Raw genomic sequence first — 26,704 nt, 5'->3', positions numbered from 1 at the left:
CATGCCCTGGACCCGCGACGAGATGGCCGCCCGCGCCGCCCGCGAGCTGCAAGACGGCTTCTACGTGAACCTCGGCATCGGCATTCCGACGCTGGTGGCCAACCACATCCCCGAAGGCGTGGAGGTCACCCTCCAGTCCGAAAACGGCATGCTCGGCATCGGTCCGTTTCCCTATGCGGGGGAGGAGGATCCCGACCTCATCAACGCCGGCAAGCAGACCATCTCCGAACTGCCGCAGTCGGTTTATTTCGGCTCGGACCAGAGCTTCGCGATGATCCGCGGCGGCCACATCGACCTGACGGTGCTGGGCGCGATGGAGGTCAGCCAGGACGGCGACATCGCCAACTGGATGATCCCGGGCAAGATGATCAAGGGCATGGGTGGTGCCATGGACCTCGTGGCCGGCGTGAAGAAGATCATCGTCGTGATGGAGCACACGTCCAAGAACGGCGATCCCAAGTTCATCCCGGCCTGCACCCTGCCGCTCACCGGCAAGAACGTGGTCGACATGATCATCACCGACCTGGCCGTCTTCCAGCGCCCCGACCACCAGAGCTCGTTCCGCCTGATCGAATGTGCTCCTGGCGTGACCGCGGAGGAAGTGCGGACGAAGACCACCGCTGCCTACGAGGGGTAGCGCCGGATCCTGGCCTAGCGGTACCCGTCGCCGGTGAAGCTCGCGGCCTGGTTAGGATGCGCTACCGGTACTGGCCCGTCCCGTCAGGCACAAACCGCGTCACGGCACGATCCTTGCTGAAACCCTTGCGTTCGCGCAAGAAAGCGCTACTCGCGCCGCATGGCTAGTCGTCCTCTCACCCTGTACGAAAAGATCTGGGCCGATCACGTCGTGGAGCGCCGCGACGACGGCACCTGCCTGATCTACATCGACCGCCACCTCGTCCATGAAGTGACGAGCCCGCAGGCGTTCGCGGGGCTTCGGGCCGCGGGGCGCCCGGTGCGCCGCCCCGATCTCACCCTCGCGGTGCCGGATCACAACCTGCCCACCACCGCGCGCGTGGACGCGGATGGCAACCGCCTGCCGATCGCCGACCCCGCCGGTGCGAGCCAGCTTGCCGCCCTTGAACGCAACGCTCCCGAGTTCGGCATTCGCTACATCGACGCGGTCGCCGCCGAACAGGGCATCGTCCATGTCGTAGGCCCGGAACAGGGTTTCACGCTGCCGGGTACGACGCTGGTGTGCGGTGACAGCCACACCTCCGCGCACGGGGCGCTCGGTGCGCTCGCCTTCGGCATCGGCACCAGCGAGGTGGAGCACGTGCTCGCGACCCAGACGCTGCTGCTGAAACAGTCGAAGACGATGGAAGTGCGCGTCGAGGGAACGCTCGGCTTCGGCGTCGGACCCAAGGACGTGGCGCTCGCGATCGTCGGCCGCTTGGGGGCCGCGGGCGGCACCGGCTACGTTCTTGAATATACCGGCAGCGTCATCCGCGACATGTCCATCGAAGGTCGCCTGACCGTCGCCAACATGTCGATCGAGGCGGGCGCACGCTCCGGCCTGATCGCGCCGGACGACAAGACCTTCGCCTATCTTCAGGGGAGGCCGATGGCCCCCGCGGGTGCCGATTGGGACCAGGCCGTCGCCTATTGGCGCAGCCTCGCCACCGATCCCGGTGCCCGGTACGACGCCACGGTCGTCATCGACGCGGCCGACATCTCGCCCTCGCTCACCTGGGGAACGAGCCCGGAGGACGTGGTCTCGATCACCGGTGCCGTGCCCGATCCCGACAGCTTCGCAGATCCGGCCAAGCGTACGGCGGCGAGGAAGTCGCTCGACTATATGGGCCTCGAACCCGGCACGCGGATGGAGGACATCCCGGTCGAGAACATCTTTATCGGCAGTTGCACCAACAGCCGCATCGAAGATCTGCGCGCCGCGGCCGAAGTGCTGCGCGGCCGTCGGATCGCAGCCGGTGTGCGCCAGGCGCTGGTCGTTTCCGGATCGGGGCTGGTCAAGCGCCAGGCCGAGGCCGAGGGGCTCGACAGGGTTTTCACCGAGGCGGGATTCGAGTGGCGCGAGCCCGGCTGTTCGATGTGCCTCGGTATGAATCCGGATCGGGTACCGGCCGGCGAGCGTTGTGCCTCCACGTCCAACCGCAATTTTGTGGGACGACAGGGGCCCGGCGCGCGTACGCATCTGGTATCGCCAGTGATGGCGGCGGCGGCGGCGGTGACGGGACGCCTGACCGATGTACGAAGCTTGATGGGGAATAACGGATGAAGCGAGCATTGTTGGCGCTGGTGGCTGGCGCGATCCTGAGCGGCCTCGCCGCTGCTTATGCCGCGAGCGCCGAGCGCTCGCCCTCGAAGCGCACCGCCCCCTCGGGCAACGCTGCGACGCGCTGATCCGCGGCCCGGACGAAGGCTCACCATGGAACCCGTTACCCGCGTCGAAGGGCGCGCCTATCCCTGGGGCGCGAAAAACATCGACACCGACATCATCATCCCGGCGCGCTGGCTGAAGACCACCACGCGGGAGGGGCTCGGGCAGGGCGCGTTCGAATCCGTGCGCGCCGAACCCGGCAATGTCTTCGATGATCCCCGCTATGCAGGCGCGCCGGTGTTGATTGCGGGCGAGAACTTCGGCTGCGGCTCCAGTCGCGAACACGCTGCCTGGGCACTCGGCGACATGGGCGTGAAGGCGGTGATCGCGCCGAGCTTCTCCGACATATTCTCGGGCAATGCGTTCAAGAACGGCATCGTCGCCGTCGTGCTGCCGCAGCAGGCGATCGACCGCCTCGTCGAGGTTGCGCGTGACAATCCTGTCACCGTCGACCTGGAAACGATGACCGTCACCACCCCCTTCCAGGATCGTTTCCCCTTCGACATGGACGCATTCCGCCGCGACTGCCTGATGCAGGGCGTGGACGAGATCGGCATCACCTTGGCGCGGGACGAGGCGATCGCCGGCTATGAAGGCAATGTGGCGCAGGCGCGTCCCTGGCTGAGCGCCACGGCGAGCAACGCACCAGGGCGCGCTGCTGCGGCTTAGCTTCCGACCCTGGCAACCGGTGCTCCTGCGAAAGTAGGAGCACGGGTTCCGAATAGAGCGGCCCTGGCTTCGCCGAACCCGGATTCCGGCCCTGCGGGGTGCGGGTGAACCCGCCCGTTGCCTTGCCGCGGCCCGCATCCTATCTGCGGAGCAATAGATTAGGGGACCAGCATGACGACCTTCGACGACCGCGAGCGCGCGTTCGAATCCAAATTCGCACGCGACGAGGAAATGACCTTCCGCGTGACCGCGCGTCGCAATCGCCTGCTCGGCCAGTGGGCGGCCGCGAAGATGAAGCTGACGCCCGAAGAGACCGATGCTTATGCCAAGGCGGTCGTGCAGGCCGATTTCGAGGAAGCCGGTGACGGGGACGTGATCCGCAAGCTGGTCGGCGATCTGACGGCCGCCGGCGTCGCGACCGACGAGGCGACCGTACGCAAGGCGCTCGACGAGCTGACCGTCGAAGCGCGCCGCCAATTGATCGAGGCGCGCTGATCCATGGCGATGGCTGCGGCTGACATCGAGGCGCTGATCCGCGCCGGTATTCCCGATGCGGTGGTCGAGATCACCGATCTCGCCGGCGACGGCGATCACTATGCCGCGCGCGTCGTCTCCGAGAGCTTTCGTGGAATGCCACGCGTGCGCCAGCATCAGGCCGTCTATGCCGCGCTTGGTGGTCGCATGGGGGGCGTGCTGCACGCCCTGCAGTTGACCACGGGCGTGCCCGTACAGGAGTAAGAGAAATGAGCGAAGACACCAACGCCCGGATCGACCAGCTCGTGAAGGGCAATGACGTGGTCCTGTTCATGAAGGGCAGCCCGCTGTTCCCGCAGTGCGGCTTCTCCAGCCGCGCCGTCGCGATCCTCAATCACCTTGGCGTCGAGTTCGAGAGCGTCGACGTGTTGCAGGATCAGGGCATCCGCCAGGGTATCAAGGCCTATTCCGACTGGCCGACGATCCCGCAGCTCTACGTGCGTGGTGAGTTCGTCGGCGGCTCCGACATCATGATGGAAATGTACGAGAGCGGCGAACTCGCCCAGCTCTTCGGCGGCGAACAGCCGACCGCTGCCTAATAGGATGCGACGTCCGCTTCCAGGGGGAAGCGGGCGTCGTGGCCACATGCGCTTGGCCGCGTCCGCGCAACCGCGGACTTGCCGCCGAAGCAGCACCTTTCGGCCCCTGGCGTCCGTGGTGAAGCCCACCGTTCCACAATAACCGATGTCGACGCGGGGGCATTCACGCTTACCGGCCTGTGAGGTCTCGAACCCGCGCGCATTGCTGCGAACACCGACGCGAGTCTCGGCGTGGTTCCCTTGAGTCGTTCCTTCAATCCTGCAGGAGAGGTACCGGGTGGGCGAACCGACGCCAGTGGAGTGCGCCGGCTCGCCCGTTGAAGCGCGCGATCGCGCGGTACGATCAAGAACATGCAGGCGGCGTGCCAGACGCGCTGAACCCACGCGAATCCGCGGAAGGCGAGGGTTAATGGCACTCGCTGCGCGAGCACGTCTGTAAAGAAGACCGACGCCGCGGTCGGCGGCTCGTCTCTCTCACCAGCGCCTCAACGCACGACCCGCCGGAGCGATCCCGCCCCTATTGACTACAGGTGTAAATGGGCAGACTACATGCGTAGTCAGGAGTCGCGTAATGCCCGAACGGATCAGTGATGCCGAACATGTCGTGATGGAGGTGCTGTGGGACGAGAGCCCGCTCACCGCCCAGGAGGTGGTCGAACGCGTGCCGGAAGATCGCGCCTGGAGCGCGAACACCGTGAAGACGCTCCTCGGCCGCCTGCTCGCGAAGGAAGCCGTCGCGCACGAAGAGGACGGTCGCCGCTATCGCTACCGACCGCTCGTCGCCCGCGAGGACTATGTCGTGGGTGAGTCGCAGCGGCTGATCGACCGTCTGTTCGGCGGCAGCCTTACACCCCTGGTGGCGCACCTCGCGCGTCGCGATCAGCTCAGCAGCCGCGAAATCGAGGAGATCGAGTCCTTACTCAAGGAGCTCAAGCAATGATTGGATGGGCGGTAGAGACGCTGATCGCGTCGACGTTGCTGATGCTGCTGGTGCTGGTGCTGCGCGGGCCCACCCGCCGCGCCTTTGGCCCGAGTGTCGCTTATGCGCTGTGGCTGTTGCCCGCGCTCCGCATGGCCCTGCCGCCGCTGCCCTCGCCATTGCGACTGGTGGAGACCAGCCCGATCGGCGCCCCGATCCCGCCGGGAACCCTGATGCTGATGCAGCCGGTGGCGACGATCCCCGCGGTGCCGCAGGGCTGGGGCATGGCCGATGTGCCGGGCCTGGCCGTGCTGTTCTGGTTCGTCGGGGCTGCCTTCTTCTTCTGCTGGCACGTGGTGCGCCATGCCCAGTTCTGCCGGCGCGTGCTCGCCTCCGGGCGCGGCTATGACGTCGCACAAGGAAAGGTGCGGGTATTCGAGACGGACGCTGCCTCGGGCCCGCTCGCCTTCGGGGTGTGGCGCCGCTACGTCGCCTTCCCCCGCGACTTCGCCGAACGCTACGACGACCAGGAGCGCACGCTCGCGCTCGCGCATGAGCTGGGCCACCACGCCCGCGGCGACCTGCTGGCGAACTGGATCGCGCTCGCGGTGCTCGCCTGCCACTGGTTCAATCCGATCGCCTGGCGCGCCTTTCGTGCCTTTCGTGCCGACCAGGAGATGGCCTGCGATGCGATGGTCCTCGCCCGCGCCCGCCCGGGCGTCCGCTATGCCTATGGCCGCGCGATCGTGAAGTCCGCGCACGGCGGCGCCGTCTCGGCTGCCTGCCACCTCCACACCGTCAACGAGATCAAGGGGAGACTGAAGATGTTGTCCAAGCACCGCAGCGTTTCGCCGTTCCGTCGCGTGACAGGCTCCGTTGGCATCGCCGGCATCGCGATGGGCGCACTGGGGCTCACCGCCTCGGGGACTCACGCCGCAGAGACGCTGCGCACCCGCGTGAGCCATACGACCGGCATCGACATCACCCGCATCGAGCTTCCCGCGCCGCACCTCCTCCAGACGGTGGTCCCGGCCGCGCCGCCAGCCCCGGCTGCACCGGCCGGCGCCCCAGGTGCGCCGATGCCTCCCGCCCCGCCCGCAGCGCCCGTTGCCCCGCAAGCGCCCATCGTCGTAACCGCCCTCCGGGGCGTCCACATGGACGAGCCGGTGACGCAGGAGAATTGCGGCAGCGAGGGGCAGCCCGGCGCCTATGTCATCAATCGTCGCCAAGGCGATCACACGGTGATGGTGGTGTGCAGCGACCGCATCAACGCCACGGTACAGGCCGCCACTGCAAGCGCGGCACAGGCCAGCGCCGCGGCCGCCTCGGCTCAAACCGCGGCCAGCATCGACGTCGCCGCGATCCAGCGCACGGCGCTCACCAGCGCGCTGGTGGGGCTGCGCGGCACCCGCGCCACCCTTGCCAGCAACCCCAGCCTTTCAGGGGATGACCGCAGAGAAGCGCTCGCCGATATCGACGAGAGCATTGCGGAGTTGGAGCACCAGATCGCCCACCCAGACGCCGACTGACCCTTTCGGTCCAGCAACCGGTCTGCGGAGCTGGCGCGCAGACCGGGAGGCGACAGGGACCCGGTAGGGGTCCGGTGAGAAAATGGTCAAAATCGTACGCTAAGGATCGGTCCTTAGCGTGTCATTCCGCCCCGAGCCGGGACCGATTAGGGTGCATAGATCGTGTGACGGGTTAGGTGACAACGTTCGATGCCGATCGAGGCGGACAGGCGCTCCGTCACACATACCTACGTTTGTGGAGCGTCCCGTTTCTCCATCTTCAACGGGCCGTTTTGGGAAAACCCATTCGGGAACAGATTTTGGGAAACCGGGGAGTCGCGACGCGCGCGATCGGCGCAGACTCCCCGGCTGTCTCGCTGGCCGTTCCTTTACGGGAACGCCGATCAGGCTCTGGTTAGCTCAGTTTTGCGCGTGATAGTCCAATGCTCCAGTCGTTTGTAGACGATCACCTTGTCGCCGATCAGATCTCCATGCCGGCGACAGAAGAGGTCGAGCTGATCGCGATCGCCGACCAGTTCGACACAGATCGTCAGATGCGGATCGGCAATTTCCGAGCCGTTCTCCCGGATCGGTTCGTGATTGCTGAAGCCGTAATGGGTATTTTGCGCGACGGCGTTGATGATGCCGTCCGCCTTCGCGGTGCGAATCAGCTCGCGATAGAGCGGCTTTGCCCCCCAGAAGCGACGCGGGCCGATCTTGTCGGACGGTTTCAGATAGATGCGCAGCATCCCGACTTCGCGGTGATGGACGGTGAAACGATTGGGCATGACGGGCTTTCGACAGGAAACAGGATCAGGCGCGCGTGCGCCGGCGAGAAGCGCGGTGCGTGCGGGCATCGCGCAGGGTCGCGTCGGGTGTGAGGTGTGCGGCAGGTACCTTTGGCACAGCGACGCGCTGCGACAGGTAGATGCCGTTGTGGCCTGAGCAGAGGTAGGCGACGAAGCACGCGACTGCGATCGGCACCGCATAGGCCGCGCCGAACAACTCGATCCCCATGAACGTGCAAGCCAGCGGTGTGTTGGCCGCGCCCGCGAACAGCGCGACGAAGCCGATCGCTGCGAATAGCCCCGACGGTACTCCGAACATCGGCGCGAGCGCATTGCCGAGCGCCGCGCCGATAAAGAACAGCGGCGTGACCTCGCCCCCCTTGAAGCCCGCGCTCAGGGTCACGACGGTAAAGAGCAGCTTCAGCGCCCAGCTCCACGAGTGCGTATCGGGACCAAAGAAGCTGGCGATGGTCAGGCTGTCCGGTGTCGCGGCGAGCGTACCCAGGCCACGATAGTCGCGGGTTCCGAGCAGCCAGACCAGCGCAATCACGGCCAGCCCGCCGATAACGGGTCGTAGTGGGCCATAGGGGATCACGCGCTTCAACCATCCGCCCAGCGCGTGATTGGCCTCGGCAAAGGTCAGCCCGGTCAGACCGAAGGCAATGCCGGCGACACCGGCCTTGGCGACGAGCAGCGCGTCGACCGGCACCAGCGCATCGACATGGTAGACGCCGTGATGAATGCCCCAGGCAAGACAGGTCCAGTCACCGACCAGCGCCGCGACCAGGCATGGCACCAGCGCGCGATACTCGACCCGACCGATCGCCAGCACCTCCAGTGCAAAGACCGCGCCCGCAATCGGCGTCCCGAAGACCGCGCCGAACCCAGCCGCGATCCCGGTCATAAGGAGGGTGCGTGTCGCTTCCGCATCCAATCTGAGCGCGCGTCCAAACCCGCTGGCAAGACTGCCGCCCAACTGCACGGCGGTGCCTTCACGTCCCGCCGATCCCCCGAACAGATGTGTCACGACCGTGCCGAAGAAGATGAGCGGAGCCATGCGCAGCGGCACGCCGCCCCCCGGTTCGTGGATTTGCTCGACGATGAGGTTGTTGCCGCCTTCGACCGAGCGCCCTGTCAGATGGTAGAGCAGTCCGACCACGAACCCGCCGATCGGCAGCAGGTAGAGCAGCCAGGGAAAGGCGAAGCGAAGCCGGGTTACGGCGTCGAGGCTCCGCAGGAAGGCCGCGCAGAGCGTTCCCACCGCTGCGGCCATCGGGACCAGGATCAAAGCCCACCGCAGTACCGACGTGGCATGGGTGCGGCGATCGCGAATGAACGCTGCCATGTTGAACTGGTCATAGAGATTGCGAAATGTCGCGCGCACGATTCCTCCTTGCTGCCTTGCGGCGCCTGGTAGGAATCATCGGCCCTTGCGAGGGCGGTTCGACCGAATGGCCCGGCGGAAATCCATCGCCGTGCCTGCGCATATGCTGTCCGACCGCGACCCGGTCAACCAACCGCAGAAGCATGAGACTATCGTTTTGGTGAGGACCGATAAAATGGCTTTGGCCACGGAATAAACCCCGACGAGCATCGTCTACGCTTTCGAGACCGATGCGCTGGAGGCTTATGCGTAGACGAGATTGGATGCTGGGTCTGACGGCTTCGGCCCTACTTACCGGCGCAGTCGCGGCCGCCCCCGCCGATGGCTACGCTACCATGATGTCTGTCGCGATGGACCGGATGATGGCGGGCATGATGGTCAAGCCGTCCGGTGACGTCGACCGCGACTTCGTGGCGATGATGCTTCCGCATCATCAGGGTGCCATCGATATGGCGGTGGCGGAGCTGCGCTACGGCCATAACGAGCAGCTCAAGCGCATCGCGCAGGAAATCATCATCGATCAGCAGCAGGAGATCGCCGCCATGAAGCTGGCGATCGGCCAGCCGCTACCGCCTTCGACGCCAGCCCCGACGCAGGGCGGCGACCACCATAGCCCTATGGAGCACTGACATGATCCGGACCATCCTGCGCTCGGCCGCCTTGCTGATGAGCGCCGCACCGGGCCTCGCCATGGCCCAGCAGGCGCCGTGGAACGCTAAGGACATGCCCGTCAGCCACCGCGACCGCGTCTATGCGTCTGAACAATTCTCCAACACGGTGTCGGTGACCGACCCGGCCGACAACCGGCTGCTCGGCGTCATCAAACTCGGCGATCCCCAGCCGATGAACTTCTCCCCGCTCTACAAGGGACAGGTGCTGGTTCACGGCCTGGGCTTCTCGCCGGACGGGAAGACCTTGGCGGTCGTGTCGATCGGATCGAACGCCGTGTCGTGGATCGACACCGCCACCAACACCGTCAAGCACACGACCTATGTCGGGCGCAGTCCGCACGAGGCGTTCTTCACGCCGGACGGCAAGGAGGTGTGGGTCACGGTCCGCGGCGAGGATTATATCGCCGTGCTCGACCCCACGACGTACAAGGAGACGGGGCGCATCAAGACGCCCGGTGGTCCGGGCATGACGATCTTCTCTCCCGATGGCCGGTACGGCTATGTCTGCTCTTCGTTCAATCCGGTATTGGCTGTGTTCGATGTCGCGACCCACGCGCAGGTCGGACAGGTGGCGCAGCCAAGCCCCTTCTGCCCCAACATCGCCGCGACGCCGGACGGCAAGCAAGTGTGGTTTACGCTGAAGGACATCGGCAAGACGGTCGCATTCGATGCTCGGCCACCCTTCGCGATCCTGAAGGTGCTGGATACCGGGCCTATCACGAACCATGTCAATTTCGCCCGCACGGCCAAGGGGCAGTTCGCGTATGTGACGGTCGGCGGAGAGAATGTGGTCAAGGTGTTCCGCACGTCCGACTTCACGCCGGTGGCAACAATTCCGGTCGGCAAGATGCCGCACGGTGTTTGGCCATCGGGCGACGGCCGGCGCGTTTATGTCGGGCTAGAGAATTCCGATGAGCTGGCCGCGATCGACACTGCCGGCAACACGGTCGTCGCTACCGTGCCGGTCGGACAGGCACCGCAGGCGATCGCCTATGTGTCGAACGCAGTTCCGACAGGCCCCGGCACCGACAATCTCCAGCCGCTCGGCACAGCGGGCAAGGCGCTGCATCTGACCATGGGGCCGATTGGCGGCAAAGGTACGGCAAGCAGCATCACCCTCTTCGACCAGGGCATCATTCAGGTCGTGCAGAGTGCCGTTACCGGTTTGCAGCCCAAGAAGCCTTACATGCTCGTACTGACCGCCAATGCGGACGGCAGCGGCGCTGTAGAGCCGCTTGCGAACTTCATGAGCAACCCGGCAGGTGCGGCGATCGTCAACGCATCGGGTCCGATCCGCCAGATCGTTCAGGGCAGCACCGCGACACCCCGGCGCTTTCTGGCGGTTGCGGAGGTGGTGAACGGCGCGCCGGGGCGCATCGTGCAGGTGCAGCGCGACTGAGATGGACCCGCTTGCCGCCGCGATCGAACCGCTGATCCCCGGGCTGCGCCGCTATGCCCGGTCGTGGTTGCGCGACCGGGTGATGGCGGATGACGTGGTGCAGGATTGCCTGGAGCGCGCGGTCGGGCGCTGGCGACAGCGACGGGGTGCGGAGGTCCGCCCGTGGGTCTATGCGATCCTGCACAATTTGTTGGTCGATCATCAGCGGCAGCATAGCCGGCGAGGTACGGCGGTTCCGCTCCACCTCGTGGACGACGCCGCGCTCGGCCGCCCGGCCGATCAGGACACAGGCCTGCACCACCGCGACCTGCTGCGCGCGCTTGATGCGTTGCCTGAAGAACAGCGAACGGTGCTGCTCCTGGTCTCGGTCGAGGGCCTGCCCTATGCGGAGGTCGCTGCCGTAGTCGGCGTGCCGCTGGGCACGGTAATGTCGCGCATATCGCGGGGGCGCGACCGTCTGGCGACCCTCCTCCGGGAGGGTGAACGGCCGCGATTGAGGAGCGTGCAATGACCAGCCCGATCGGCGAGGACGATCTGGCCGCATGGATCGATGGCAGGCTGTCGCCCGAGCGGCAGCGCCTGGTCGACGCCTATCTTGAAGGCCAGCCGGACGTGCATGCCCGTGTGCGAGAGCAGGCGGAGCAGGCGCGAGCCCTTGCATCCCTGTTCGCCCCCGTCGCGGATGAACCGATCCCGGCGACGATGCGCGTGGCAGCGATCAGGGGACGGCAACGGCAACCGCGTTGGCAGCTCGCCATCGCCGCGTCACTTCTGCTGGCGTTGGGGTTTGGCGGTGGCTGGTCGAGCGCGCGGTGGAGCGGCGAACCCCGCGCGGGCATCGCGGCGCTGGCCAACGAGGCGAGTGATAATTTCCGTGTCTATGCCGCCGACCGGATACGACCGGCGGAGATCGGCCCCGACCAGCGCGCCATGCTGATCCGATGGACCTCCGCTCGATTGGGTGAGCGCGTCACGATCCCGGACCTCAGCACGGCCGGCTATCGCTATGGCGGGGGGCGACTGGTCGCGACGCCCCACGGCCCTGCGGCACTGCTCCTCTACGACGGACCGCAAGCGTCGAAACTTGCGGTGCTGACGAGGCCCATGCAGATCGACAAGACCGCGAGCATGACCAGCACGTCCAGCGGGACCATGGGCCGGGTCACATGGGCGGTTGATGGGATCGGCTATAGTGTGGTGGGCGAGCGACCCGCGGCCGAGTTGCATCCGATCGCCGACGAGGTCCGGCGCCAGGCCGATGCGGCGCTGGTGTCCTGATTGCACCTTGCCGCTTCCCGACGCCGACAGGCACCGGGCGATCCAGCGGGATCACGGCTTGCGCTCGACGTCCTTCCTGTCGGCCTCGGCCGGCGTCCGGCGAGCCCGCTCGCGGATGCGGCGTTCCAGCGGCGCACCGACGAACAGGACGAGCATTGCAAGGCTCACCCCGCCGATGATGAGCGGCCACACTGCCAACCCCGCTGCCGCGCCGATCGTGGCCGTCACCCAGATGCACGCGGCGGTCGCCAATCCATGCACTTCCTGACCCTGGCCGACCCGCAGCACCGCGCCGGCACCGATGAAACCGACGCCTGTCAGAATGCCCTGCATCGCCCGTCCTGCGGCGTCGGCGTTTACATTTGGCAGGCCACTATGCACGACCGCCTGCACGGCGATGCAGCTCGCCAGACCGACCAGACCCAGCGTTCGCAAGCCCATGATCTGCCGGTTCTCGCGCGAGCGTTCCCAGCCGAGCACCATCCCGGCCGCGGTCGCCACCACCAGCCGCCCGATCGCATCGATCCAGAAGCCGATGTCCGATGCCGCTGACGCTTCGATCATTCGACCAGCACGTGGACGTGATGCCAGGCGGTGCACAGATATCCGGCGAAGTTCCACATCGTGTCCGGCCGTTCGGGCTGTCCCTGTCCAGCCCCGTCGAAGGCGCGCACGACAAGGTGCTGGCGACCTTTGGCAAGCGTGGCGTCGAGGGTCCAGCGCCGCCAACCCCAGTGCGTCTCCGGATCATCGGCGAACGTCGCCTGTTGCCACTCGCGACCACCGTTTACCGACACTTCGACCCGAGAGACGCGGCGATCATAGGCGATGGCATAGCCCTCGATCCGCACCTCCCCGGCCGGCAGGCTTTCGCCAGAGCCGGGCACGCAGATCGCGGCGTTGAGCGGCATGGCATTGATGGTCAGACCCCGGCTCCAGTCGACGGTGTCGCTCGTCACATCGGCGGGAAACAGCTTGTAGTCGTGCGCCTGGATCGGTGCGTCGGAAGGCATGTCTCGCACCTCGATCCGTGTCAGCCATTTGGCGCTGCGCACGCCGGCATAGCCCGGCACCACCATGCGGAGCGGTGCGCCGTGTTCGGGCGTCAGCGGCTCGCCGTTCATCGCCCAGACGAGGAGGACGTCGGGCTGCCGCGCCTTGCTCATGGCGATCGATACCCCGAACAAGGCTTCCTCGCCCTCCACGTCCACCTCGTCCGCGCCGGTGAACGCCACGAACAGGTCGGACGCATCAGGTGCGCCGACCGCATCGAGCACATCGGCCAGGCGTACGCCGGTCCACTCTGCATTGCCGATCGCGCCGACATCCCAAGGATCACCCGACGTTTTTCCGACCTGCTGGAGGTCAGTGCGCCGGTTGCCGGCGCACTGGAGAACTGCCGTCACCGTCCGCGTGGGGAACGTAGCTTTCAGTTCCTCTACCGAGAAAGAGCGGCTCGCCATGCCCGTCCCGCTCACCTCGATCCGATGATTGGCGGGCAGATCCGGCACTGGCCCGTGGCTGCGCACGTAGAACAGCGCCTGCGGCGTCAGGAACCGCTCGATCAACGCACTGGGCGTCGGCTCGGCGTTGTAGGGATCGGATTTGCGCTCGATCATATCGGTCATGGACGAACAAACGCCGCAAGCGCGCGGATCGCTTCAAGTCTTCAAGACCATCACAGACGAAAGGCTGCCGATCGTTCCGATATCCAGATTGGAATGAGCAGATCAAACGGTTGGTCGTATCGATCAGATTGCGCGATATAAGCTGCATGACCCTGGAGCAGCTCAGAATATTCGTCGGTGTCGCGGAGCGCGAACACGTCACCAAGGCAGCGGAGGTGCTGAACGTCACGCAGTCTGCTGCCTCCGGCGCGATTGCTGCCCTCGAAGCGCGCTACGGGGTTCCTCTGTTTCACCGCGTCGGGCGTGGCATCCAGCTGACCGAAGCAGGCCGCGGCTTTCTGGAGGAAGCGCGCGCGGTGCTGGGGCGGGCAGCGCATGCCGAGACGATGCTGGCGGACTATGCCGGGCTTGCCCGTGGTTCATTGCGGATCGTCGCCAGCCAGACGATCGCGAGCTACTGGTTGCCGGCAAAGCTCGCCGCCTTCCACGAACGCCACCCGCAGATCGCGGTTGAGCTCGCGATCGACAACACCGAAGGTGCGGCAGCGCAGGTCCTGAGCGGCGCGGCGGAACTCGGCTTTGTCGAGGGCGAGGTGGACGAACCGGCACTCGCCCACTGGACTGTCGGGCGTGATCCGATGGTGCTGGTCGGCCGCGAGGACGCCGAACGTGTCGACGAGGCCTGGCTGCGCACTGAACGCTGGATCGTCCGTGAGCTGGGATCCGGTACGCGCTCGACCTTCGAGGACGTGCTGCGAACGCGCGGGTTTGATCCGGCCCAGCTGACGATAGCGATGACGCTGCCGTCCAACGAGGCGGTGCGTACCGCGGTCGAGGCCGGTGCCGGCGTTGCCGTCTTGTCGCGATTGGTCGTAGCTCGTGCGCTCAAGGCCGGTGACCTTGTCGAGCTGCCGCTCGGGCTGCCCGACCGCGCCTTTCACGCGCTGCGCCACAAGGAACGCTATCGCACCCGCGCGGCCGACGCGCTGACGGACCTCATCAAGGAGCAGGTCGCATGACTGCCGACACGCACTCCGTTCTGAGCGGCCTCAAGCCGCTCAGCCGGCTCGATCACCCCCGCGAGATGATCCGCCAGTTCACGCCCAACTGGTTCGCCGCGACGATGGGCACGGGCATCCTCGCGCTCGCACTGCCGCAGGTACCCGGCATTGGACCCTCGCTGAAGCCATTCGGCGAGGTGTTGTGGTTCTTCAACATCGCACTCTTCGCGCTGTTCGCCGGCCTCTATGGCGCGCGCTGGGTGATGTTCGGGCATGAGGCGCGGCGCATCTTCGGGCACAACACCGTGTCGATGTTCATCGGGACCATCCCGATGGGGCTGGCGACAATCATCAACGGCTGCCTCGCCTTCGGCATCGCGCGGTTCGGGAATGGCATCGTACCGGTCGCGCAGGTCTTGTGGTGGATCGACGTCGCCATGTCGCTCGCCTGCGGCGTGCTGATCCCGTACCTGATGTTCACCCGCCACGAGCATAGCCTGGACGGCATGACCGCGGTATGGCTGCTGCCGGTCGTCGCTGCCGAAGTGGCGGGTGCCAGCGGCGGGCTGCTCGCGCCGCATCTGGCCGATCCCCACGCGCAGCTAGTCACGCTTGCGACCTCCTATGTGCTGTGGGCCTATTCGGTGCCGGTCGCGTTTGGCATCCTCGCCATCCTCATCCTGCGCATGGCACTCCATAAGTTGCCGCATGAAAGCATGGCGGCATCCTCCTGGCTGGCGCTGGGACCGATCGGCACGGGTGCTCTGGGCATGCTGGTGCTCGGGGCGGACGCGCCGGCGATCCTCGCGGCGCACGGGCTGGCCGGTGTCGGTACCGTCGCGGAAGGGATCGGCGTTGTGGCCGGACTCTGCCTGTGGGGCTTCGGCCTGTGGTGGCTGGCGCTCGCGACGCTTATCACCATCCGCTACTGGCGCGCCGGCGTCCCGTTCAACCTGGGCTGGTGGGGCTATACCTTTCCGCTCGGCGTCTACACCGTCGCCACCTTCCGCCTAGGCACGACGCTGAACCTCGGTTTCTTCGGTTTCGTCGGCACGGTGCTGACGGTTGCGCTTGCGGCGATGTGGCTGCTCGTCGGCGCCAAGACGCTGGCCGGCGCATGGCGCGGCAACCTGTTCGTCTCACCCTGCATCGCCACCCCGAACTGATCCGCCATGATGATCGGATCAGTCGGTCCGATCACTTGCGAAACGCCCCTTCGATCCGCCAGCGTGGCTGGCCACAGGAGAGCCTTGTCATGTACAATTTCGACGCCGGACTGGCGAGTGAGACCAGCCGTCGCCGCTTTCTCAGGCATGCCGCGCTCGGTACCGCCGGCCTTGCCGCCGCGCCGGCACTGGCGCAGCAGCTCGTCGACCTGAAGCTGCCTGGCGGCAATGCCGAACGGCCGATGACCAGCGCCTTTCCCGGCAAGGGCAGCATGATCCTCCAGCGTGTCCATCCGCCCTTGCTGGAAACGCCGATGGACGTGTTCGACAAGTCGGTGTTCACGCCCAACGACCAGTTCTTCGTCCGCTGGCACTGGGCCGACATCCCGACCTCGATCGATGTCGAGACTTTCCGCCTCAACGTCTTCGGCCACGTCAACCGACCGCTGTCGATCAGCCTCGCCCAGCTGCTGCGCCTGCCGCGGGTCGAGATGGCGGCGGTCAACCAATGCTCGGGAAACAGCCGTGGGCTGTTCCAGCCACGTGTTGCCGGCGCGCAATGGGGCAACGGCGCGATGGGCAATGCCAAATGGCTCGGTGTGCGCCTGCGCGACGTGCTCGACCTCGCCGGGGTCAAGACAGGCGCGGTGCAGGTGCGCTTCGGTGCGCTCGATCAACCGGTCGTGGCGGGCGCCCCTGACTTTGAGAAGGCGCTCGACATCGACCATGCCCGCGACGGCGAAGTGATGATCGCCTTCGGCATGAACGGCGAGCAGCTGCCGCTCCTCAATGGCTTTCCCTGCCGGCTGATCGTGCCGGGCTGGTACTCGACCTATTGGGTCAAGATGCTGAACTCGATCGAGGTACTGCCCGGCCCCGACGACCAGTATTGGATGGCCAAGGCCTACAAGATCCCCGCGACGCCGGGCGCGAATGTCGCGCCCGGCGCCAGAGACTTCCCGACTGTCCCCATCAACCGCATGATCCCGCGCAGCTGGATGACCAGCCTGCCCGATGGCCAGACGATAGCCTATGAGGCATCGATCCCGGTCGGCGGCATCGCGATGGGCGGCGACTGCGGCGTCGCCAAGGTCGATGTGTCGTCGGACGGAGGCCGCACCTGGTACAGGACGACGCTCGGAGCGGACGAGGGCAGGTACAGCTTCCGTCGGTGGGATGGTCGCGTGCCGCTGCGACGCGGTGCCAACCCGATCATGGTGCGCTGCTGGAACACCAACGGTGTCGCCCAGCCGATGAAGCCGATCTGGAACCCGGGCGGGTTCATGCGCGGCAATATCGAGACCACCACCATCATCGCGGCCTGAGGAGCGAGTAGCATGAAGACCCCGTCTCCCGGCATCATGGCTGCTGGCCTGATCGGCCTGACCGGCATTATCCTCGTCTCGATCGGGGCGCCGAGCAGCCGCAAGGCGCCTGCCCCGATCTCCGAGACATCCGAGCCGGCACCGCCCACCAGCGTCTCAGCCCGCGGCTTTTCGCTCGCCTCGACCAGCGTCGACCTGCCGGTCGATGACGCTACCTACCCCGATGGTCCGCACGCCGACGTCATCAACGCCAACTGCACTTCGTGCCACTCGGCCAGCATGGCGCTAACTCAGCCTGCGCTATCGGTGGATCAGTGGAAGGCGACCGTCACCAAGATGCGTGAGGTGTACAAGGCGCCGGTGGCCGAAAAGGACGTCGACGCGATCGTTGCTTATCTCATCGCTATGCCGAGCCAGAAAGCGGCACCCGCAACCGGCAAGGCACAGGATCCCGACCCCAAGGTGGCTCCTGATGTCTCAGGTGGAACCGGATAAGCAAACCTCTCGCATAACCTAAAAAGGCGATTTCGACAGACGATCGGCAGCCTTCAGTAGGACTTTTTCAACAGCCACGGACGGTTTTGACACCGACTTGCTGTTTACTGGCCTATAGGCTAGGGGGGTATCCTATGTCACATTTGTCTCAAACCAATGTCGATCTGGTCGCCCGCGTTCGTCGCATCGCCGGACAAGTCGGCGCGGTCGAGCGAGCACTTCAATCGGACTCGTCGTGTTCCGACGTGCTCCATCTGGTTGCCGCCGTGCGCGGGGCGGTGAATGGCCTCATGGACGAGATTATCGCCGAACACCTCGAAGCGCATGTGTCGCGGCCCGGCCTCGATGATGCCGAGCGGGCGGCAGGTGCCGAAGAACTGCTGGCGGTGATCCGCCGCTACGCCAAATAGGACGCTTTTCATGGCGGCTTTGCCCGAAATCGACGCCTTCACGCACGACCATGTATTCCTGGGCGCGGCGCACGACGACAATGCCCGCCGGACCCTGTGGGTCGTGGCGCTTACCGCCGGGATGATGGTGGTGGAGATCATCGCCGGTTATCTGACCGGCTCGATGGCGCTGCTCGCCGATGGCTTTCACATGGCGACACACGCGGGCGCGCTCGGGGTCGCCGCGGCCGCTTACGCCTATGCCAAGCGCCATGCCTCCAGCCGGGCCTATAGCTTCGGCACGGGCAAGGTCGGCGACCTGGCCGGGTTCGCGTCGGCGATGGTGCTGGGCCTGATCGCGCTCGGGATCGGTGTCGAGTCCATCCTTCGCCTGTTTCAGCCGATCACGGTCGCATTCGGGGAAGCGACGCTCATCGCGGTGGTCGGTCTGGGCGTGAACATCGCCTGCGCCTTCCTGCTCTCGGGCGGGCACCATCACGGGCACGACCATCATCACGGGCATGACCACCATCACGGGCACGGGCATGCGCACGGCGCGCATGGCGGTGACAACAACATGCGCTCCGCCTATGTCCATGTCCTGGCCGACGCGCTCACCTCGGTTCTCGCCATCGCCGCGCTGCTGGCGGGCCGCTATCTCGGCTGGGTGTGGATGGATCCGGTGATGGGCATCGTCGGTGCGATCGTCATCGCGCGCTGGTCATGGACGCTGATGCGCGACACGGCGTCCGTGTTGCTCGATGCGACCGATCATCATGTAGAGGAGGAAGTGCGCGAGTTGGTCGAGGCGCCAGGCGACGCGCGTATCACCGATCTTCATGTCTGGCGCGTCGGTCCGGAAGCCCACGCCGCGATCGTCAGCGTCGTAGGCGGGCAGGGCGTGACCGGCGACGATATCCGCGCCCGCCTCGCACCGGTTCATGAAATCGCGCACCTGACCGTCGAGTGCCGCTAGCCCTCGAAGGCGGTCAGGATCGGGCATGGTCCCTCCGCTCCTGACCCGCATTCATGTGCGAGCCGGCGAAGCGAGGCGCGCACCCGCTCAAGCTCCTCGATCTTCGCATCCAGTTCGGCAATGCGCTCGCCCGCGAGCTGGCGCGCGCGGGCGCGATCGTCGGTCGCATCCAGCGCCAGAAGCTCACCGATCTGCTCGAGCGTGAAACCGGCTGCCTGCGCCGAGCGGATGAAGCGAAGGCGGCGGGCGTCATCGGTGCCGTAGCGCCGGATGCCGCCTCCGGCGCCAGCCCCGGTCGGCCGGTCTGGCTCGTCCAGCAAACCGCGACGCTGATAGTAGCGCACCGTTTCGACGCCGACGCCGCCCTCGCGCGCGAGCGCCGCGATCGTCATGCCGGTCATGCCTTGACTCCGTACTATGGTACGGACCCTATATAGGCGGGGCGAGGATATTGGAGAAGCGGCATGGCGAGCGCCCCCGCCAAACAGGCGACGATCTACCGGATGGTGATGCCGGAACATACCTGCCCTTTCGGGCTGAAGGCGAAGGATCTTCTGCGCCGGGAAGGCTATGCGGTCGATGACCATTGGCTGATGACGCGGGAAGAAACCGACGCTTTCAAGGCGACGCACGGCGTCAAGACGACCCCGCAGATCTTTATCGCCGGGGAGCGGGTCGGCGGCTATGACGATCTGCGCCGCTTCTTCGGCAAGATGGTCCGCGACCCCAAGGCCGTCACCTATCGCCCGGTGATTGCCGTGTTCGCGATGACGGCGCTGATGGCGCTCGCCGCCAGCTATGCGGTACTCGGCACGCCCTTCACGGTGCGGGCGGGTGAATGGTTCATCGCGTTCTCGATGTGCGCTCTGGCGATGCTCAAGCTCCAGAACGTCGAGAGCTTCTCGAGCATGTTCCTCAACTACGATCTGCTCGCGAAGCGCTGGGTGCCCTATTCCTATGTCTATCCCTACGCGGAAGGAGCGGCGGGCGTCCTGATGGCAGCCGGCGCGTTGACCTGGCTGTCGGTGCCCGTCGCGCTCGTTATCGGTACGATCGGCGCGGTGTCGGTGTTCAAGGCCGTCTACATCGACAAGCGTGAGCTGAAATGCGCGTGCGTGGGCGGGGACAGCAACGTGCCGCTCGGCTTCATCTCGCTCACCGAAAACCTGATGATGGTCGCGATGGCGCTGTGGATGATCGCTGCGCCGCCCGTGCTGGCGATGGCGCACTGACGCGAAGGTCGGCACGCGTCGTCAATGCGGGCTGATCGCCGTAACTTCTGCCGTCATACCCTTCGCCTTGGCGGTGAATGCGACCCGCTGCCCCGACCGCAGTCCCTTGAGCAGGGTCGGGGGGGATGCCCGGAAGGTCATCGTCATTGCGGGCCAGCCGATCGTCGGGATCGGGCCGTGCTTGATGGTTACGGTTCCACCTTTCGCGTCGACGGCAGTGATCGTCCCCGATCCGCTGCCGGATTTTACAGCCGATGCAGCCGGCCTGCTGCCTTGAGCAAGAGCGCTCGCTGCGATCGGCGTGACTAGTAGCATGAATGCGGCGCGCATGGAGAAAGTGGCTTTCATCAGATCTTCCTTTCGGGGCGGGTTGAAGCTCGCCGCCGCAAGAGCAAGTAGGCGGCTGGCAGGATGAACATGGAGAGGAAAGGGGCGGTCAGCATTCCACCGATCATCGGCGCGGCGATCCGGCTCATCACCTCCGATCCGGCGCCATGCCCGATCAGCACGGGGAACAGCCCGGCGACGATGACAGCGACGGTCATCGCCTTGGGACGTACCCGCAACAGCGCGCCCTCCCTGATCGCTTCCGATACTTGCTCGCCCGACGGTGACGGCCCGCGCTCGGCCAATGCGTGTTTCAGGTAGATCAGCATGACGACGCCGAACTCCGCCGACACGCCGGCGAGCGCGATGAACCCGACACCTGTGGCGACCGATTGCGCATAGCCGAGCAGCCATAATGTCCAGATGCCGCCGGTCAGCGCGAAGGGCAGTGTGCCCATGATAAGCGCCGCCTCGTCGAGGCGACCGAAGGTAAGGTAGAGGAGAAGGAAGATGATCGCGAGTGTCGCCGGCACGACGAGCATCAACCGAGCCTCGGCACGCTGCAGATACTCGAATTGTCCGGAATAGGCGATCGAGACGCCGGGGCTGAGCCGAACATCTTTGCCAACAGCACGGCGCAGATCGGCGACCGTGGAGGCCAGGTCGCGCCCGCGCACGTCGACATAGACCCATGTCGAGAGTCGACCATTTTCCGTCTTGAGCATCGGTGGACCTTCCGCGATCGACACGGATGCGACGGTGCCGAGTGTGATCTGCTGACCCGATGCGGTGACGATTGGGAGAGTTCGCAGTCCCTCCAGACTGTCACGCAGCTCGCGGGGGTAGCGGACGCTGATCGGGTAGCGGGCAAGGCCCTCCACCGTCTGGCCGATCGTCTCGCCGCCGATCGCGCCGGACACAATCTCCTGCACATCGGCGATGTTGAGACCGTAGCGCCCCGCGGTCACCCGATCGATATCGACATCGACATAGCGGCCTCCGGTCAACCGTTCTGCCAATGCCGAGCTGACGCCCGGCACGGTCCTGGCGACACGTTCGATGCTGCCGGCGATGCGGTCCAGCTCGGAGAGGTTGGACCCCGACACTTTCACCCCGATGGGACTCTTGATGCCGGTCGCGAGCATATCGATCCGATTGCGGATCGGAGGCACCCATACGTTCGTGAGGCCGGGCACGCGCACTGTGCGGTCCAGCTCCTCCACCAGCTTTGCCGGCGTCATCCCCGCGCGCCATTGATCGCGCGGCTTGAATTGGATGGTCGTCTCGAACATCTCGAGCGGTGCCGGGTCGGTCGCGGTCTCGGCGCGCCCGGCTTTGCCGAACACGGTTTTGACCTCGGGAACGGTTTTTATCAGCCGGTCTGTGCGCTGGAGCAGGGCCGAGGCGCTCGCGGCCGAAAGGCCGGGAAGCGCGGACGGCATGTAGAGCAGATCGCCCTCATCCATCGTCGGGATGAACTCGCCACCCAATCGGGTCAGCGGCCATGCCGTCGTCGCCAGTACCAGGGCGGCGATGCCGATCGCCGCCCAAGGCCGCGCCAACACGCGGTCGAGCGCCGGGCGATAGGCACGGGTGAGCACGCGGTTGATAATGTTGTCGTTCTCGGCCGGAATGCGTCCCCGGATCAGCCATCCCATCAGGACCGGCACGAGCGTTACCGACAGGATCGCCGCTGCCGCCATCGCATAGCTCTTGGTGAAGGCGAGCGGGGCGAACAGCCGTCCCTCCTGCGCTTCGAGCGTGAACACCGGCACGAACGACAGCGTGATGATGACGAGGCTGAAGAACAGCGCCGGCCCGACCTCGGCCGCGGCCTCGGTGATGACGCGCCAGCGTTCCTCGCCCGCCAGCGCCACGCCCGGATGGTCGTGTTCCCATCGCTCGATCCGCTTGTGCGCGTTCTCGATCATCACGATCGCGGCATCGACCATCGCGCCGATCGCGATGGCGATACCGCCCAAAGACATGATGTTGGCGTTCACCCCCTGCACACGCATGACGAGCAAGGCCGCGAGCACCCCCAGAGGCAAGGTGACGATCGCGACCAGCGCAGACCGGACATGCCACAGAAACAACCCGCAGATGATCGCGACGACGACGAACTCCTCGATCAGCTTGCCCGTCAAATTCTCCACCGCGCGGTCGATCAATTGCGAGCGGTCATAGGTGGTGACGATCTCGACGCCGGGGGGAAGGCTCGCTTTCAGTTCCGCGAGCTTGGCCTTGACGGCTTCGATCGTCTGCCGTGCATTCTTGCCCTGACGCAGGATGACGACTCCGCCCGCGACCTCGCCTTCGCCGTTCAGCTCGGCGATGCCGCGGCGCATCTCGGGGCCGATCTGGATCGACGCGACGTCGCCCAAGGTAACGGGGACGCCGGCACCGGCGACCTTGAGCGGGATCGCGCGGAAATCGTCGACGGTGCGCAAGTAACCTGACGCGCGCACCATATATTCGGCTTCGCCCAGCTCGAGGACGGACCCGCCGGCCTCCTGATTGGCGCGGCGAATGGCATCGACGGCCTGAGTGTGCGTGACACCGAATGCGGCGAGCCGCGTCGGGTCGAGCAGCACCTGATATTGCTTCACCATTCCGCCGATGCTCGCCACCTCCGCAACGCCGGGCAGCGTTTTCAGTTCATAACGTAGGAACCAGTCCTGCAAGGATCGGAGCTGCGACAGGTCACGGCGGCCGGTGCGGTCCAACAGCGTGTATTCATAGACCCAGCCGACCCCCGTCGCATCAGGACCCAGCGCGGCCTGCGCGCCTTGGGGAAGCCGTCCCTGCACCTGGCTCAGATACTCCAGCACGCGTGAGCGCGCCCAATAGAGGTCGGTCCCATCCTCGAAGAGGACATAGACGTAGCTGTCGCCGAAGAACGAATAGCCGCGCACGGTTTTCGCGCCAGGCACGGACAGCATCGTCGTGGTGAGCGGATACGTCACCTGGTTCTCGACGATCTGCGGGGCTTGGCCCGGCCAGCTCGTGCGGATGATGACCTGCGTGTCGGACAGGTCGGGGAGCGCATCGACGGGGGTGGCACGCATTGCGAACACCCCGGCCATGGCGAGCGCGATGGCCGCCAGGACGACGAGGAAGCGGTTCGCGACCGACCAGCGGATGATCGCGGCAATCATCGCCCAGCCTCGCGCGTCATGCGGCGCAGCGTTGGACCATCGGCGGGTTGATCAAAGCCGAACCGCACCCGCTCACCCTTGCGATACCCACGCACCAACGCGGGATCGGCGACGCGGAACGTCATTGTCATGGCCGGCCAGCCGATCGCCGGAACGGGCTGATGGGACAGGGTGACGGAACTGCGATCGATCGCCTCGATGCTGCCGACCGTCTCGTAGATCGACGCGGTGGGTTTCACGGCCGGCTTTGTTGCGGGTGACGCTTCGACACCAATCGGACGCGCATCGAGGCCAGCGAGGCTCGCTTCGGAGTCGATCAGGAACTGGCCCGACGCGACAACCTTCTCACCCTCGGTCAGGCCGGCGACTATCTCGGTTTTGCCGCCGCCTTCTGCGCCAGTGCGAACCTCGGCGGGTCGAAAGCGTCCACCCGGCCCTGCCAACATGACGAGTGTGCGCCGGCCGGTCCGGATCACGGCCTCACTCGGAACAAGGAGTGCATCGCGGCTCCCCTGGTCGAGCGCCACGCTGGCGAACATACCGGGGCGCAACCGGCCGGCACGGTTGGGGAGCTCGACGCGGATTGTGAGCGTGCGGCTCGCTGCCTCGGCCTGGGGCAGGATCGCAGCGATGCGGCCCCTGAAGCTTTCGCCCGGGAAAGCCGCCAGCGTGGCGATGACGGGCGTGCCGATCCGCAGGTTTCCTGCGAGGGCCTCAGGGACAGCCGCGTTCAGCCACACGGTGGCGAGGCCGTTCACCTCCGCCAGTGTCTGTCCTTGCGCGACCGTCATCCCCTGTCGGACGCCGAGCGTCTTGATGACGCCCCCCACGGGCGTGCTGATCGTCGTCACACCTTGCGGTCGGCCGCGCCACTCCGCCGATGCAATCGATCCGGCGGGCATCCCGAGAAGCAACAGGCGCTCTCGTGCCGCCCGCGTGAGCCCGGCATCCCCGGTGCGGCGCACGGCGAGATACTCCGCCTGCGCGCCCGCCCATTCGGGCACAAGGATATCGGCGAGCGGGGCGCCTGCCGGCACGACATCGCCTGGCGCGCGCGCATAGACGCGCTGAACGAAGCCGCCGCTGCGTGCCTGCACGACCGCAACGTTGCGGTCATTGAACTCGATGCTGCCGGTTGCCGAGGCCGAGTTTGACAACGATCCGCGTTCGACCGTGACGATCCGCGCGCCGAGCCGCTGGAGGCTGGCCGGATCGATCGCTACGCCCGGTGCGGCGCTACCGCCTGCGCCCTCGTCGGCATAGCGGGGGATCAGTTTCATCCCCATCGACGAGAGACCCGGGCCGTCGTGCCGCTCCCCCGGGATCATCGGATCATACCAGTAGAGGATCTTCTTCTGCGGGGCTGGGGATGCCGTTTGATCGGCAGCCGAGGACGTGCCAAGTTTCGCGAGCCCGAAGCCCACGCCCCCTGCGACCAGCACCAGCGCGCTTACCGCGGTGACAAGGCGGGCGCGGGTAATGGTAGTGTCGCTCATCGATCGGCGCTCCCGAAGGTAATGGTGAGGCGGACAGAGTCTGCGGCGACGAGCGCCTCACGGTCGAGCACGGTCAGCTCGGCGTCGGCGAGCGCGGTCTTGGCTTCGATGGCATCCGCAAGACTCGCGCGACCGGCAGAGTAGCTCGCTATCTCCAGATCGGCTCGCTTCCGAGCGAGCGGAAGGAGCACGTCGCGCGCGCGCTGCCATTGGCTGTGATGCATTTGGTGGTCCGCCAGCGCGGCCTCCAGATCGGCTGCCAATGTGCGCCGGGTTTCTTCGCGCGCGGCCTCGGCCTGCGCCTGTGCGGATTTGCGGGCTTCGATGCGCGGGTTCTGACGCGATCGAGCGAACAGCGGCAGGCTCATCGAAACTCCCGCCGACACCATGTCGCCATACCGGGGGTCACGGCGTTGATAAGCTACCTCTACCCCCCAATCGGGTCGCTTCTCCGCTCGCGCCGCATCCACGTCGGCCTGGGCGCGCTGAATACCGGCCTCGGCGAGAACCATGTCGGAGTGAAGGCTGAGCGCGTCCCGCAGCCGCGCCGGAGCCAGATCGATCGCGGGCATATCGCCGGCAATCTCGGGCGCCGATACGCCGGTCCAGCGAGCCAGCATCGCGCGGGCGCGCGCAACGGCGGCCATCAACTCGTCGCGGCGGTCGTCGAGTGCCGCGATCTCCTGATCGGTCGTCAGTGTCTGACCAGGGCGGACCGAACCGGTCGTCACGGCGGCCCGCGCAGCGGAAGGGAGAGATCGAAGGAATAGCAGAACGGTGTCGAGGGCAGCTAGTCGACGCTCGGCATAAGCAAGGTCGATCCATGCCTGCCCCGCTCCCAATCGCACCTCCCGGAGCTTGGTCGCTTGCGATGCTTCTGCCGTTGCGATCACGGCGCGTGCCTGCGCTTGCGCGGCATGACGCTTGGCAAGGTTGGGTAGGTCCTGTTGGAAACCGACACGCCCCATCGTCATGTCGTCTCTGGATAGGGAGAAGGCGGGTGGCCCAGAGACAGGATAATTCTCGATTCCGATCGACACACGGGGGTCCGGAAGGCTTCCCGCCGCACGTGCATCGGCTTGGGCGGCGCTGACCCCCGCGCGACCGGCAACCGCTCCCGGGGCGTTGGCAACCGCATCGCGCAGCGCTTGGTCATAGGTAAGTGTCTGCGCGTGCGCGGCGCTCGTCGTGAGCGCGGCGACCGCGAGCATCATGGATGCGCGCATCCCTCTAGTCCCTTCATGTCATAATGATGGCCGGGCTCCAAATGGTTGATCGGAGCCCGGCACCTGTTCAGGCTCGCCAGCTTAAGTTGACTGGCCGCCCTTCATTGACATGCAGGCGTCGCGACCGCGTTCCATCATCGGGCACACGCAGGCGCTCGACTGGGGAACGTCCGTAACCCATACGCGACGTGGGGCTTGAAGCGGCGCCCGCGGGCCCGGCTGGTAATTGGAACGCCACTCCCAATGACCATTGCT

General features: G+C 66.1%; 29 protein-coding genes and 1 riboswitch. Of the genes, 20 read left to right on the top strand and 9 right to left on the bottom strand.

The features are described from left to right. Window position 1: 1 nt before the first annotated feature. The 9 genes from MHZ35_RS02675 (at window position 2) to MHZ35_RS02640 (ending at window position 6,531) form a co-directional block, all read left to right on the top strand. Complete coding sequence (locus MHZ35_RS02675; protein WP_239434247.1) at window positions 2-637, top strand: CoA transferase subunit B; 636 nt, start codon at window positions 2-4, stop codon at window positions 635-637. Window positions 638-796: 159 nt separating this feature from the next. Beyond that, window positions 797-2,239: a 3-isopropylmalate dehydratase large subunit gene (gene leuC / locus MHZ35_RS02670; protein WP_239434246.1), complete on the top strand. Its 1,443-nt coding sequence runs from the start codon at window positions 797-799 to the stop codon at window positions 2,237-2,239. Next, window positions 2,236-2,364, top strand: coding sequence for a hypothetical protein (locus tag MHZ35_RS17970; RefSeq protein ID WP_272695567.1), 129 nt, complete (start codon window positions 2,236-2,238; stop codon window positions 2,362-2,364). The genes leuC and MHZ35_RS17970 overlap by 4 nt, the downstream gene beginning before the upstream one ends. A 25-nt stretch (window positions 2,365-2,389) precedes the next feature. After that, the gene (gene leuD, locus MHZ35_RS02665) at window positions 2,390-3,010 is read left to right on the top strand and encodes a 3-isopropylmalate dehydratase small subunit (protein WP_239434244.1); all 621 of its coding nucleotides are present in this window, start codon (window positions 2,390-2,392) and stop codon (window positions 3,008-3,010) included. Window positions 3,011-3,181: 171 nt separating this feature from the next. Beyond that, window positions 3,182-3,505 (top strand): DUF1476 domain-containing protein, encoded by a 324-nt coding sequence (locus MHZ35_RS02660; RefSeq protein ID WP_125961138.1) that lies wholly within the window; start codon window positions 3,182-3,184, stop codon window positions 3,503-3,505. 3 nt (window positions 3,506-3,508) lie between these two features. Next, a complete protein-coding gene (locus MHZ35_RS02655) occupies window positions 3,509-3,748 on the top strand; it encodes a BolA/IbaG family iron-sulfur metabolism protein (protein WP_239434242.1) in 240 nt (79 codons plus the stop codon). Between the two features lie 5 nt (window positions 3,749-3,753). Further along, a complete protein-coding gene (gene grxD / locus MHZ35_RS02650) occupies window positions 3,754-4,083 on the top strand; it encodes a Grx4 family monothiol glutaredoxin (protein WP_132883636.1) in 330 nt (109 codons plus the stop codon). Window positions 4,084-4,654: 571 nt separating this feature from the next. Further along, window positions 4,655-5,023: a BlaI/MecI/CopY family transcriptional regulator gene (locus tag MHZ35_RS02645; RefSeq protein WP_125961135.1), complete on the top strand. Its 369-nt coding sequence runs from the start codon at window positions 4,655-4,657 to the stop codon at window positions 5,021-5,023. After that, window positions 5,020-6,531 carry a M56 family metallopeptidase gene (locus MHZ35_RS02640; RefSeq protein ID WP_239434241.1) on the top strand — a complete coding sequence of 504 codons (1,512 nt, stop codon included), beginning with the start codon at window positions 5,020-5,022 and terminating at the stop codon, window positions 6,529-6,531. Before MHZ35_RS02645 ends, MHZ35_RS02640 begins: the two co-directional genes overlap by 4 nt. Before the next feature lie 383 nt (window positions 6,532-6,914). Here the strand turns inward: MHZ35_RS02640 and MHZ35_RS02635 are convergent, their stop codons facing one another. Continuing rightward, window positions 6,915-7,367 carry a DUF190 domain-containing protein gene (locus MHZ35_RS02635; RefSeq protein ID WP_204200589.1) on the bottom strand — a complete coding sequence of 151 codons (453 nt, stop codon included), beginning with the start codon at window positions 7,365-7,367 and terminating at the stop codon, window positions 6,915-6,917. Then, window positions 7,324-8,682 (bottom strand): voltage-gated chloride channel family protein, encoded by a 1,359-nt coding sequence (locus MHZ35_RS02630; RefSeq protein ID WP_239434239.1) that lies wholly within the window; start codon window positions 8,680-8,682, stop codon window positions 7,324-7,326. The genes MHZ35_RS02635 and MHZ35_RS02630 overlap by 44 nt, the downstream gene beginning before the upstream one ends. Window positions 8,683-8,705: 23 nt before the next feature. Further along, window positions 8,706-8,782: riboswitch (Fluoride riboswitch) on the bottom strand. A 163-nt stretch (window positions 8,783-8,945) separates the two neighbouring features. Between MHZ35_RS02630 and MHZ35_RS02625 the strand changes: the two genes are divergently transcribed. The 4 genes from MHZ35_RS02625 to MHZ35_RS02610 are packed head-to-tail and all read left to right on the top strand — an operon-like array spanning window position 8,946 to window position 12,030. Further along, window positions 8,946-9,311: a DUF305 domain-containing protein gene (locus MHZ35_RS02625; RefSeq protein WP_219994278.1), complete on the top strand. Its 366-nt coding sequence runs from the start codon at window positions 8,946-8,948 to the stop codon at window positions 9,309-9,311. A gap of 1 nt (window position 9,312) precedes the next feature. Continuing rightward, window positions 9,313-10,752 carry a YncE family protein gene (locus tag MHZ35_RS02620; RefSeq protein WP_007406255.1) on the top strand — a complete coding sequence of 480 codons (1,440 nt, stop codon included), beginning with the start codon at window positions 9,313-9,315 and terminating at the stop codon, window positions 10,750-10,752. Between the two features lies 1 nt (window position 10,753). Further along, window positions 10,754-11,263 carry an RNA polymerase sigma factor gene (locus MHZ35_RS02615; protein WP_007406239.1) on the top strand — a complete coding sequence of 170 codons (510 nt, stop codon included), beginning with the start codon at window positions 10,754-10,756 and terminating at the stop codon, window positions 11,261-11,263. Next, on the top strand, window positions 11,260-12,030 hold the full coding sequence (locus MHZ35_RS02610) for an anti-sigma factor family protein (protein ID WP_007406229.1): 771 nt from the start codon (window positions 11,260-11,262) through the stop codon (window positions 12,028-12,030). Before MHZ35_RS02615 ends, MHZ35_RS02610 begins: the two co-directional genes overlap by 4 nt. A gap of 51 nt (window positions 12,031-12,081) precedes the next feature. Here the strand turns inward: MHZ35_RS02610 and MHZ35_RS02605 are convergent, their stop codons facing one another. Beyond that, the gene (locus MHZ35_RS02605) at window positions 12,082-12,594 is read right to left on the bottom strand and encodes an MgtC/SapB family protein (protein ID WP_058733712.1); all 513 of its coding nucleotides are present in this window, start codon (window positions 12,592-12,594) and stop codon (window positions 12,082-12,084) included. Continuing rightward, a complete protein-coding gene (locus tag MHZ35_RS02600; RefSeq protein ID WP_058733711.1) occupies window positions 12,591-13,658 on the bottom strand; it encodes a molybdopterin-dependent oxidoreductase in 1,068 nt (355 codons plus the stop codon). The genes MHZ35_RS02605 and MHZ35_RS02600 overlap by 4 nt, the downstream gene beginning before the upstream one ends. Window positions 13,659-13,804: 146 nt before the next feature. On the opposite strand from MHZ35_RS02600, the gene MHZ35_RS02595 reads away from it, so the two are divergent. The 6 genes from MHZ35_RS02595 to dmeF all read left to right on the top strand — a co-directional run bounded on the left by MHZ35_RS02595 (window position 13,805) and on the right by dmeF (window position 19,010). Then, entirely contained in the window at window positions 13,805-14,677 is an 873-nt protein-coding gene (locus MHZ35_RS02595) for a LysR family transcriptional regulator (RefSeq protein WP_058733710.1), read from the top strand. Next, window positions 14,674-15,825, top strand: coding sequence for a TDT family transporter (locus MHZ35_RS02590; protein WP_125960888.1), 1,152 nt, complete (start codon window positions 14,674-14,676; stop codon window positions 15,823-15,825). The genes MHZ35_RS02595 and MHZ35_RS02590 overlap by 4 nt, the downstream gene beginning before the upstream one ends. Window positions 15,826-15,914: 89 nt before the next feature. Continuing rightward, window positions 15,915-17,150, top strand: a complete 1,236-nt coding sequence (locus MHZ35_RS02585) for a molybdopterin-dependent oxidoreductase (protein WP_125960889.1) — start codon at window positions 15,915-15,917, stop codon at window positions 17,148-17,150. Window positions 17,151-17,162: 12 nt separating this feature from the next. After that, window positions 17,163-17,645 carry a hypothetical protein gene (locus tag MHZ35_RS02580; RefSeq protein WP_125960890.1) on the top strand — a complete coding sequence of 161 codons (483 nt, stop codon included), beginning with the start codon at window positions 17,163-17,165 and terminating at the stop codon, window positions 17,643-17,645. A gap of 134 nt (window positions 17,646-17,779) precedes the next feature. After that, a complete protein-coding gene (locus MHZ35_RS02575) occupies window positions 17,780-18,055 on the top strand; it encodes a metal/formaldehyde-sensitive transcriptional repressor (protein ID WP_081609170.1) in 276 nt (91 codons plus the stop codon). A gap of 10 nt (window positions 18,056-18,065) precedes the next feature. After that, window positions 18,066-19,010, top strand: a complete 945-nt coding sequence (gene dmeF / locus MHZ35_RS02570; protein WP_017980771.1) for a CDF family Co(II)/Ni(II) efflux transporter DmeF — start codon at window positions 18,066-18,068, stop codon at window positions 19,008-19,010. Here the strand turns inward: dmeF and MHZ35_RS02565 are convergent. Further along, entirely contained in the window at window positions 19,007-19,411 is a 405-nt protein-coding gene (locus tag MHZ35_RS02565) for a MerR family transcriptional regulator (protein ID WP_017980772.1), read from the bottom strand. The genes dmeF and MHZ35_RS02565 overlap by 4 nt on opposite strands. Window positions 19,412-19,474: 63 nt before the next feature. Here MHZ35_RS02565 and MHZ35_RS02560 point away from each other — a divergent pair, with 63 nt between their 5' ends. Beyond that, the gene (locus MHZ35_RS02560; RefSeq protein WP_125960891.1) at window positions 19,475-20,242 is read left to right on the top strand and encodes a glutaredoxin family protein; all 768 of its coding nucleotides are present in this window, start codon (window positions 19,475-19,477) and stop codon (window positions 20,240-20,242) included. Between the two features lie 21 nt (window positions 20,243-20,263). Here the strand turns inward: MHZ35_RS02560 and MHZ35_RS02555 are convergent, their stop codons facing one another. Genes MHZ35_RS02555 through MHZ35_RS02540 form a run of 4 tightly spaced genes read right to left on the bottom strand, consistent with a single transcriptional unit; the run spans window position 20,264 to window position 26,437 of the window. Beyond that, on the bottom strand, window positions 20,264-20,590 hold the full coding sequence (locus MHZ35_RS02555; protein ID WP_017980774.1) for a copper-binding protein: 327 nt from the start codon (window positions 20,588-20,590) through the stop codon (window positions 20,264-20,266). Beyond that, the gene (locus MHZ35_RS02550; protein WP_018251208.1) at window positions 20,590-23,727 is read right to left on the bottom strand and encodes an efflux RND transporter permease subunit; all 3,138 of its coding nucleotides are present in this window, start codon (window positions 23,725-23,727) and stop codon (window positions 20,590-20,592) included. Before MHZ35_RS02550 ends, MHZ35_RS02555 begins: the two co-directional genes overlap by 1 nt. Continuing rightward, complete coding sequence (locus tag MHZ35_RS02545) at window positions 23,724-25,223, bottom strand: efflux RND transporter periplasmic adaptor subunit (RefSeq protein ID WP_061780583.1); 1,500 nt, start codon at window positions 25,221-25,223, stop codon at window positions 23,724-23,726. Before MHZ35_RS02545 ends, MHZ35_RS02550 begins: the two co-directional genes overlap by 4 nt. Further along, entirely contained in the window at window positions 25,220-26,437 is a 1,218-nt protein-coding gene (locus tag MHZ35_RS02540) for a TolC family protein (RefSeq protein ID WP_018251210.1), read from the bottom strand. Before MHZ35_RS02540 ends, MHZ35_RS02545 begins: the two co-directional genes overlap by 4 nt. Window positions 26,438-26,704: the final 267 nt, after the last annotated feature.

The sequence above is a fragment of the Sphingomonas sp. ACRSK genome (assembly GCF_022346685.1).
Taxonomy (GTDB): domain Bacteria; phylum Pseudomonadota; class Alphaproteobacteria; order Sphingomonadales; family Sphingomonadaceae; genus Sphingomonas; species Sphingomonas molluscorum.
This window is presented reverse-complemented; position numbering and strand designations above follow the sequence as displayed.

Excerpts from the sequence above, each read along its gene's own strand:
- MHZ35_RS02675 (WP_239434247.1), top strand. The coding sequence starts at position 2 with ATGCCCTGGACCCGCGACGAGATGGCCGCCCGCGCCGCCCGCGAGCTG.
- leuC (WP_239434246.1), top strand. The coding sequence starts at position 797 with ATGGCTAGTCGTCCTCTCACCCTGTACGAAAAGATCTGGGCCGATCAC.
- MHZ35_RS17970 (WP_272695567.1), top strand. The coding sequence starts at position 2,236 with ATGAAGCGAGCATTGTTGGCGCTGGTGGCTGGCGCGATCCTGAGCGGC.
- leuD (WP_239434244.1), top strand. The coding sequence starts at position 2,390 with ATGGAACCCGTTACCCGCGTCGAAGGGCGCGCCTATCCCTGGGGCGCG.
- MHZ35_RS02660 (WP_125961138.1), top strand. The coding sequence starts at position 3,182 with ATGACGACCTTCGACGACCGCGAGCGCGCGTTCGAATCCAAATTCGCA.
- MHZ35_RS02655 (WP_239434242.1), top strand. The coding sequence starts at position 3,509 with ATGGCGATGGCTGCGGCTGACATCGAGGCGCTGATCCGCGCCGGTATT.
- grxD (WP_132883636.1), top strand. The coding sequence starts at position 3,754 with ATGAGCGAAGACACCAACGCCCGGATCGACCAGCTCGTGAAGGGCAAT.
- MHZ35_RS02645 (WP_125961135.1), top strand. The coding sequence starts at position 4,655 with ATGCCCGAACGGATCAGTGATGCCGAACATGTCGTGATGGAGGTGCTG.
- MHZ35_RS02640 (WP_239434241.1), top strand. The coding sequence starts at position 5,020 with ATGATTGGATGGGCGGTAGAGACGCTGATCGCGTCGACGTTGCTGATG.
- MHZ35_RS02635 (WP_204200589.1), bottom strand. The coding sequence starts at position 7,367 with ATGCCCGCACGCACCGCGCTTCTCGCCGGCGCACGCGCGCCTGATCCT.
- MHZ35_RS02625 (WP_219994278.1), top strand. The coding sequence starts at position 8,946 with ATGCTGGGTCTGACGGCTTCGGCCCTACTTACCGGCGCAGTCGCGGCC.
- MHZ35_RS02620 (WP_007406255.1), top strand. The coding sequence starts at position 9,313 with ATGATCCGGACCATCCTGCGCTCGGCCGCCTTGCTGATGAGCGCCGCA.
- MHZ35_RS02615 (WP_007406239.1), top strand. The coding sequence starts at position 10,754 with ATGGACCCGCTTGCCGCCGCGATCGAACCGCTGATCCCCGGGCTGCGC.
- MHZ35_RS02610 (WP_007406229.1), top strand. The coding sequence starts at position 11,260 with ATGACCAGCCCGATCGGCGAGGACGATCTGGCCGCATGGATCGATGGC.
- MHZ35_RS02605 (WP_058733712.1), bottom strand. The coding sequence starts at position 12,594 with ATGATCGAAGCGTCAGCGGCATCGGACATCGGCTTCTGGATCGATGCG.
- MHZ35_RS02600 (WP_058733711.1), bottom strand. The coding sequence starts at position 13,658 with ATGACCGATATGATCGAGCGCAAATCCGATCCCTACAACGCCGAGCCG.
- MHZ35_RS02595 (WP_058733710.1), top strand. The coding sequence starts at position 13,805 with ATGACCCTGGAGCAGCTCAGAATATTCGTCGGTGTCGCGGAGCGCGAA.
- MHZ35_RS02590 (WP_125960888.1), top strand. The coding sequence starts at position 14,674 with ATGACTGCCGACACGCACTCCGTTCTGAGCGGCCTCAAGCCGCTCAGC.
- MHZ35_RS02585 (WP_125960889.1), top strand. The coding sequence starts at position 15,915 with ATGTACAATTTCGACGCCGGACTGGCGAGTGAGACCAGCCGTCGCCGC.
- MHZ35_RS02580 (WP_125960890.1), top strand. The coding sequence starts at position 17,163 with ATGAAGACCCCGTCTCCCGGCATCATGGCTGCTGGCCTGATCGGCCTG.
- MHZ35_RS02575 (WP_081609170.1), top strand. The coding sequence starts at position 17,780 with ATGTCACATTTGTCTCAAACCAATGTCGATCTGGTCGCCCGCGTTCGT.
- dmeF (WP_017980771.1), top strand. The coding sequence starts at position 18,066 with ATGGCGGCTTTGCCCGAAATCGACGCCTTCACGCACGACCATGTATTC.
- MHZ35_RS02565 (WP_017980772.1), bottom strand. The coding sequence starts at position 19,411 with ATGACCGGCATGACGATCGCGGCGCTCGCGCGCGAGGGCGGCGTCGGC.
- MHZ35_RS02560 (WP_125960891.1), top strand. The coding sequence starts at position 19,475 with ATGGCGAGCGCCCCCGCCAAACAGGCGACGATCTACCGGATGGTGATG.
- MHZ35_RS02555 (WP_017980774.1), bottom strand. The coding sequence starts at position 20,590 with ATGAAAGCCACTTTCTCCATGCGCGCCGCATTCATGCTACTAGTCACG.
- MHZ35_RS02550 (WP_018251208.1), bottom strand. The coding sequence starts at position 23,727 with ATGATTGCCGCGATCATCCGCTGGTCGGTCGCGAACCGCTTCCTCGTC.
- MHZ35_RS02545 (WP_061780583.1), bottom strand. The coding sequence starts at position 25,223 with ATGAGCGACACTACCATTACCCGCGCCCGCCTTGTCACCGCGGTAAGC.
- MHZ35_RS02540 (WP_018251210.1), bottom strand. The coding sequence starts at position 26,437 with ATGATGCTCGCGGTCGCCGCGCTCACGACGAGCGCCGCGCACGCGCAG.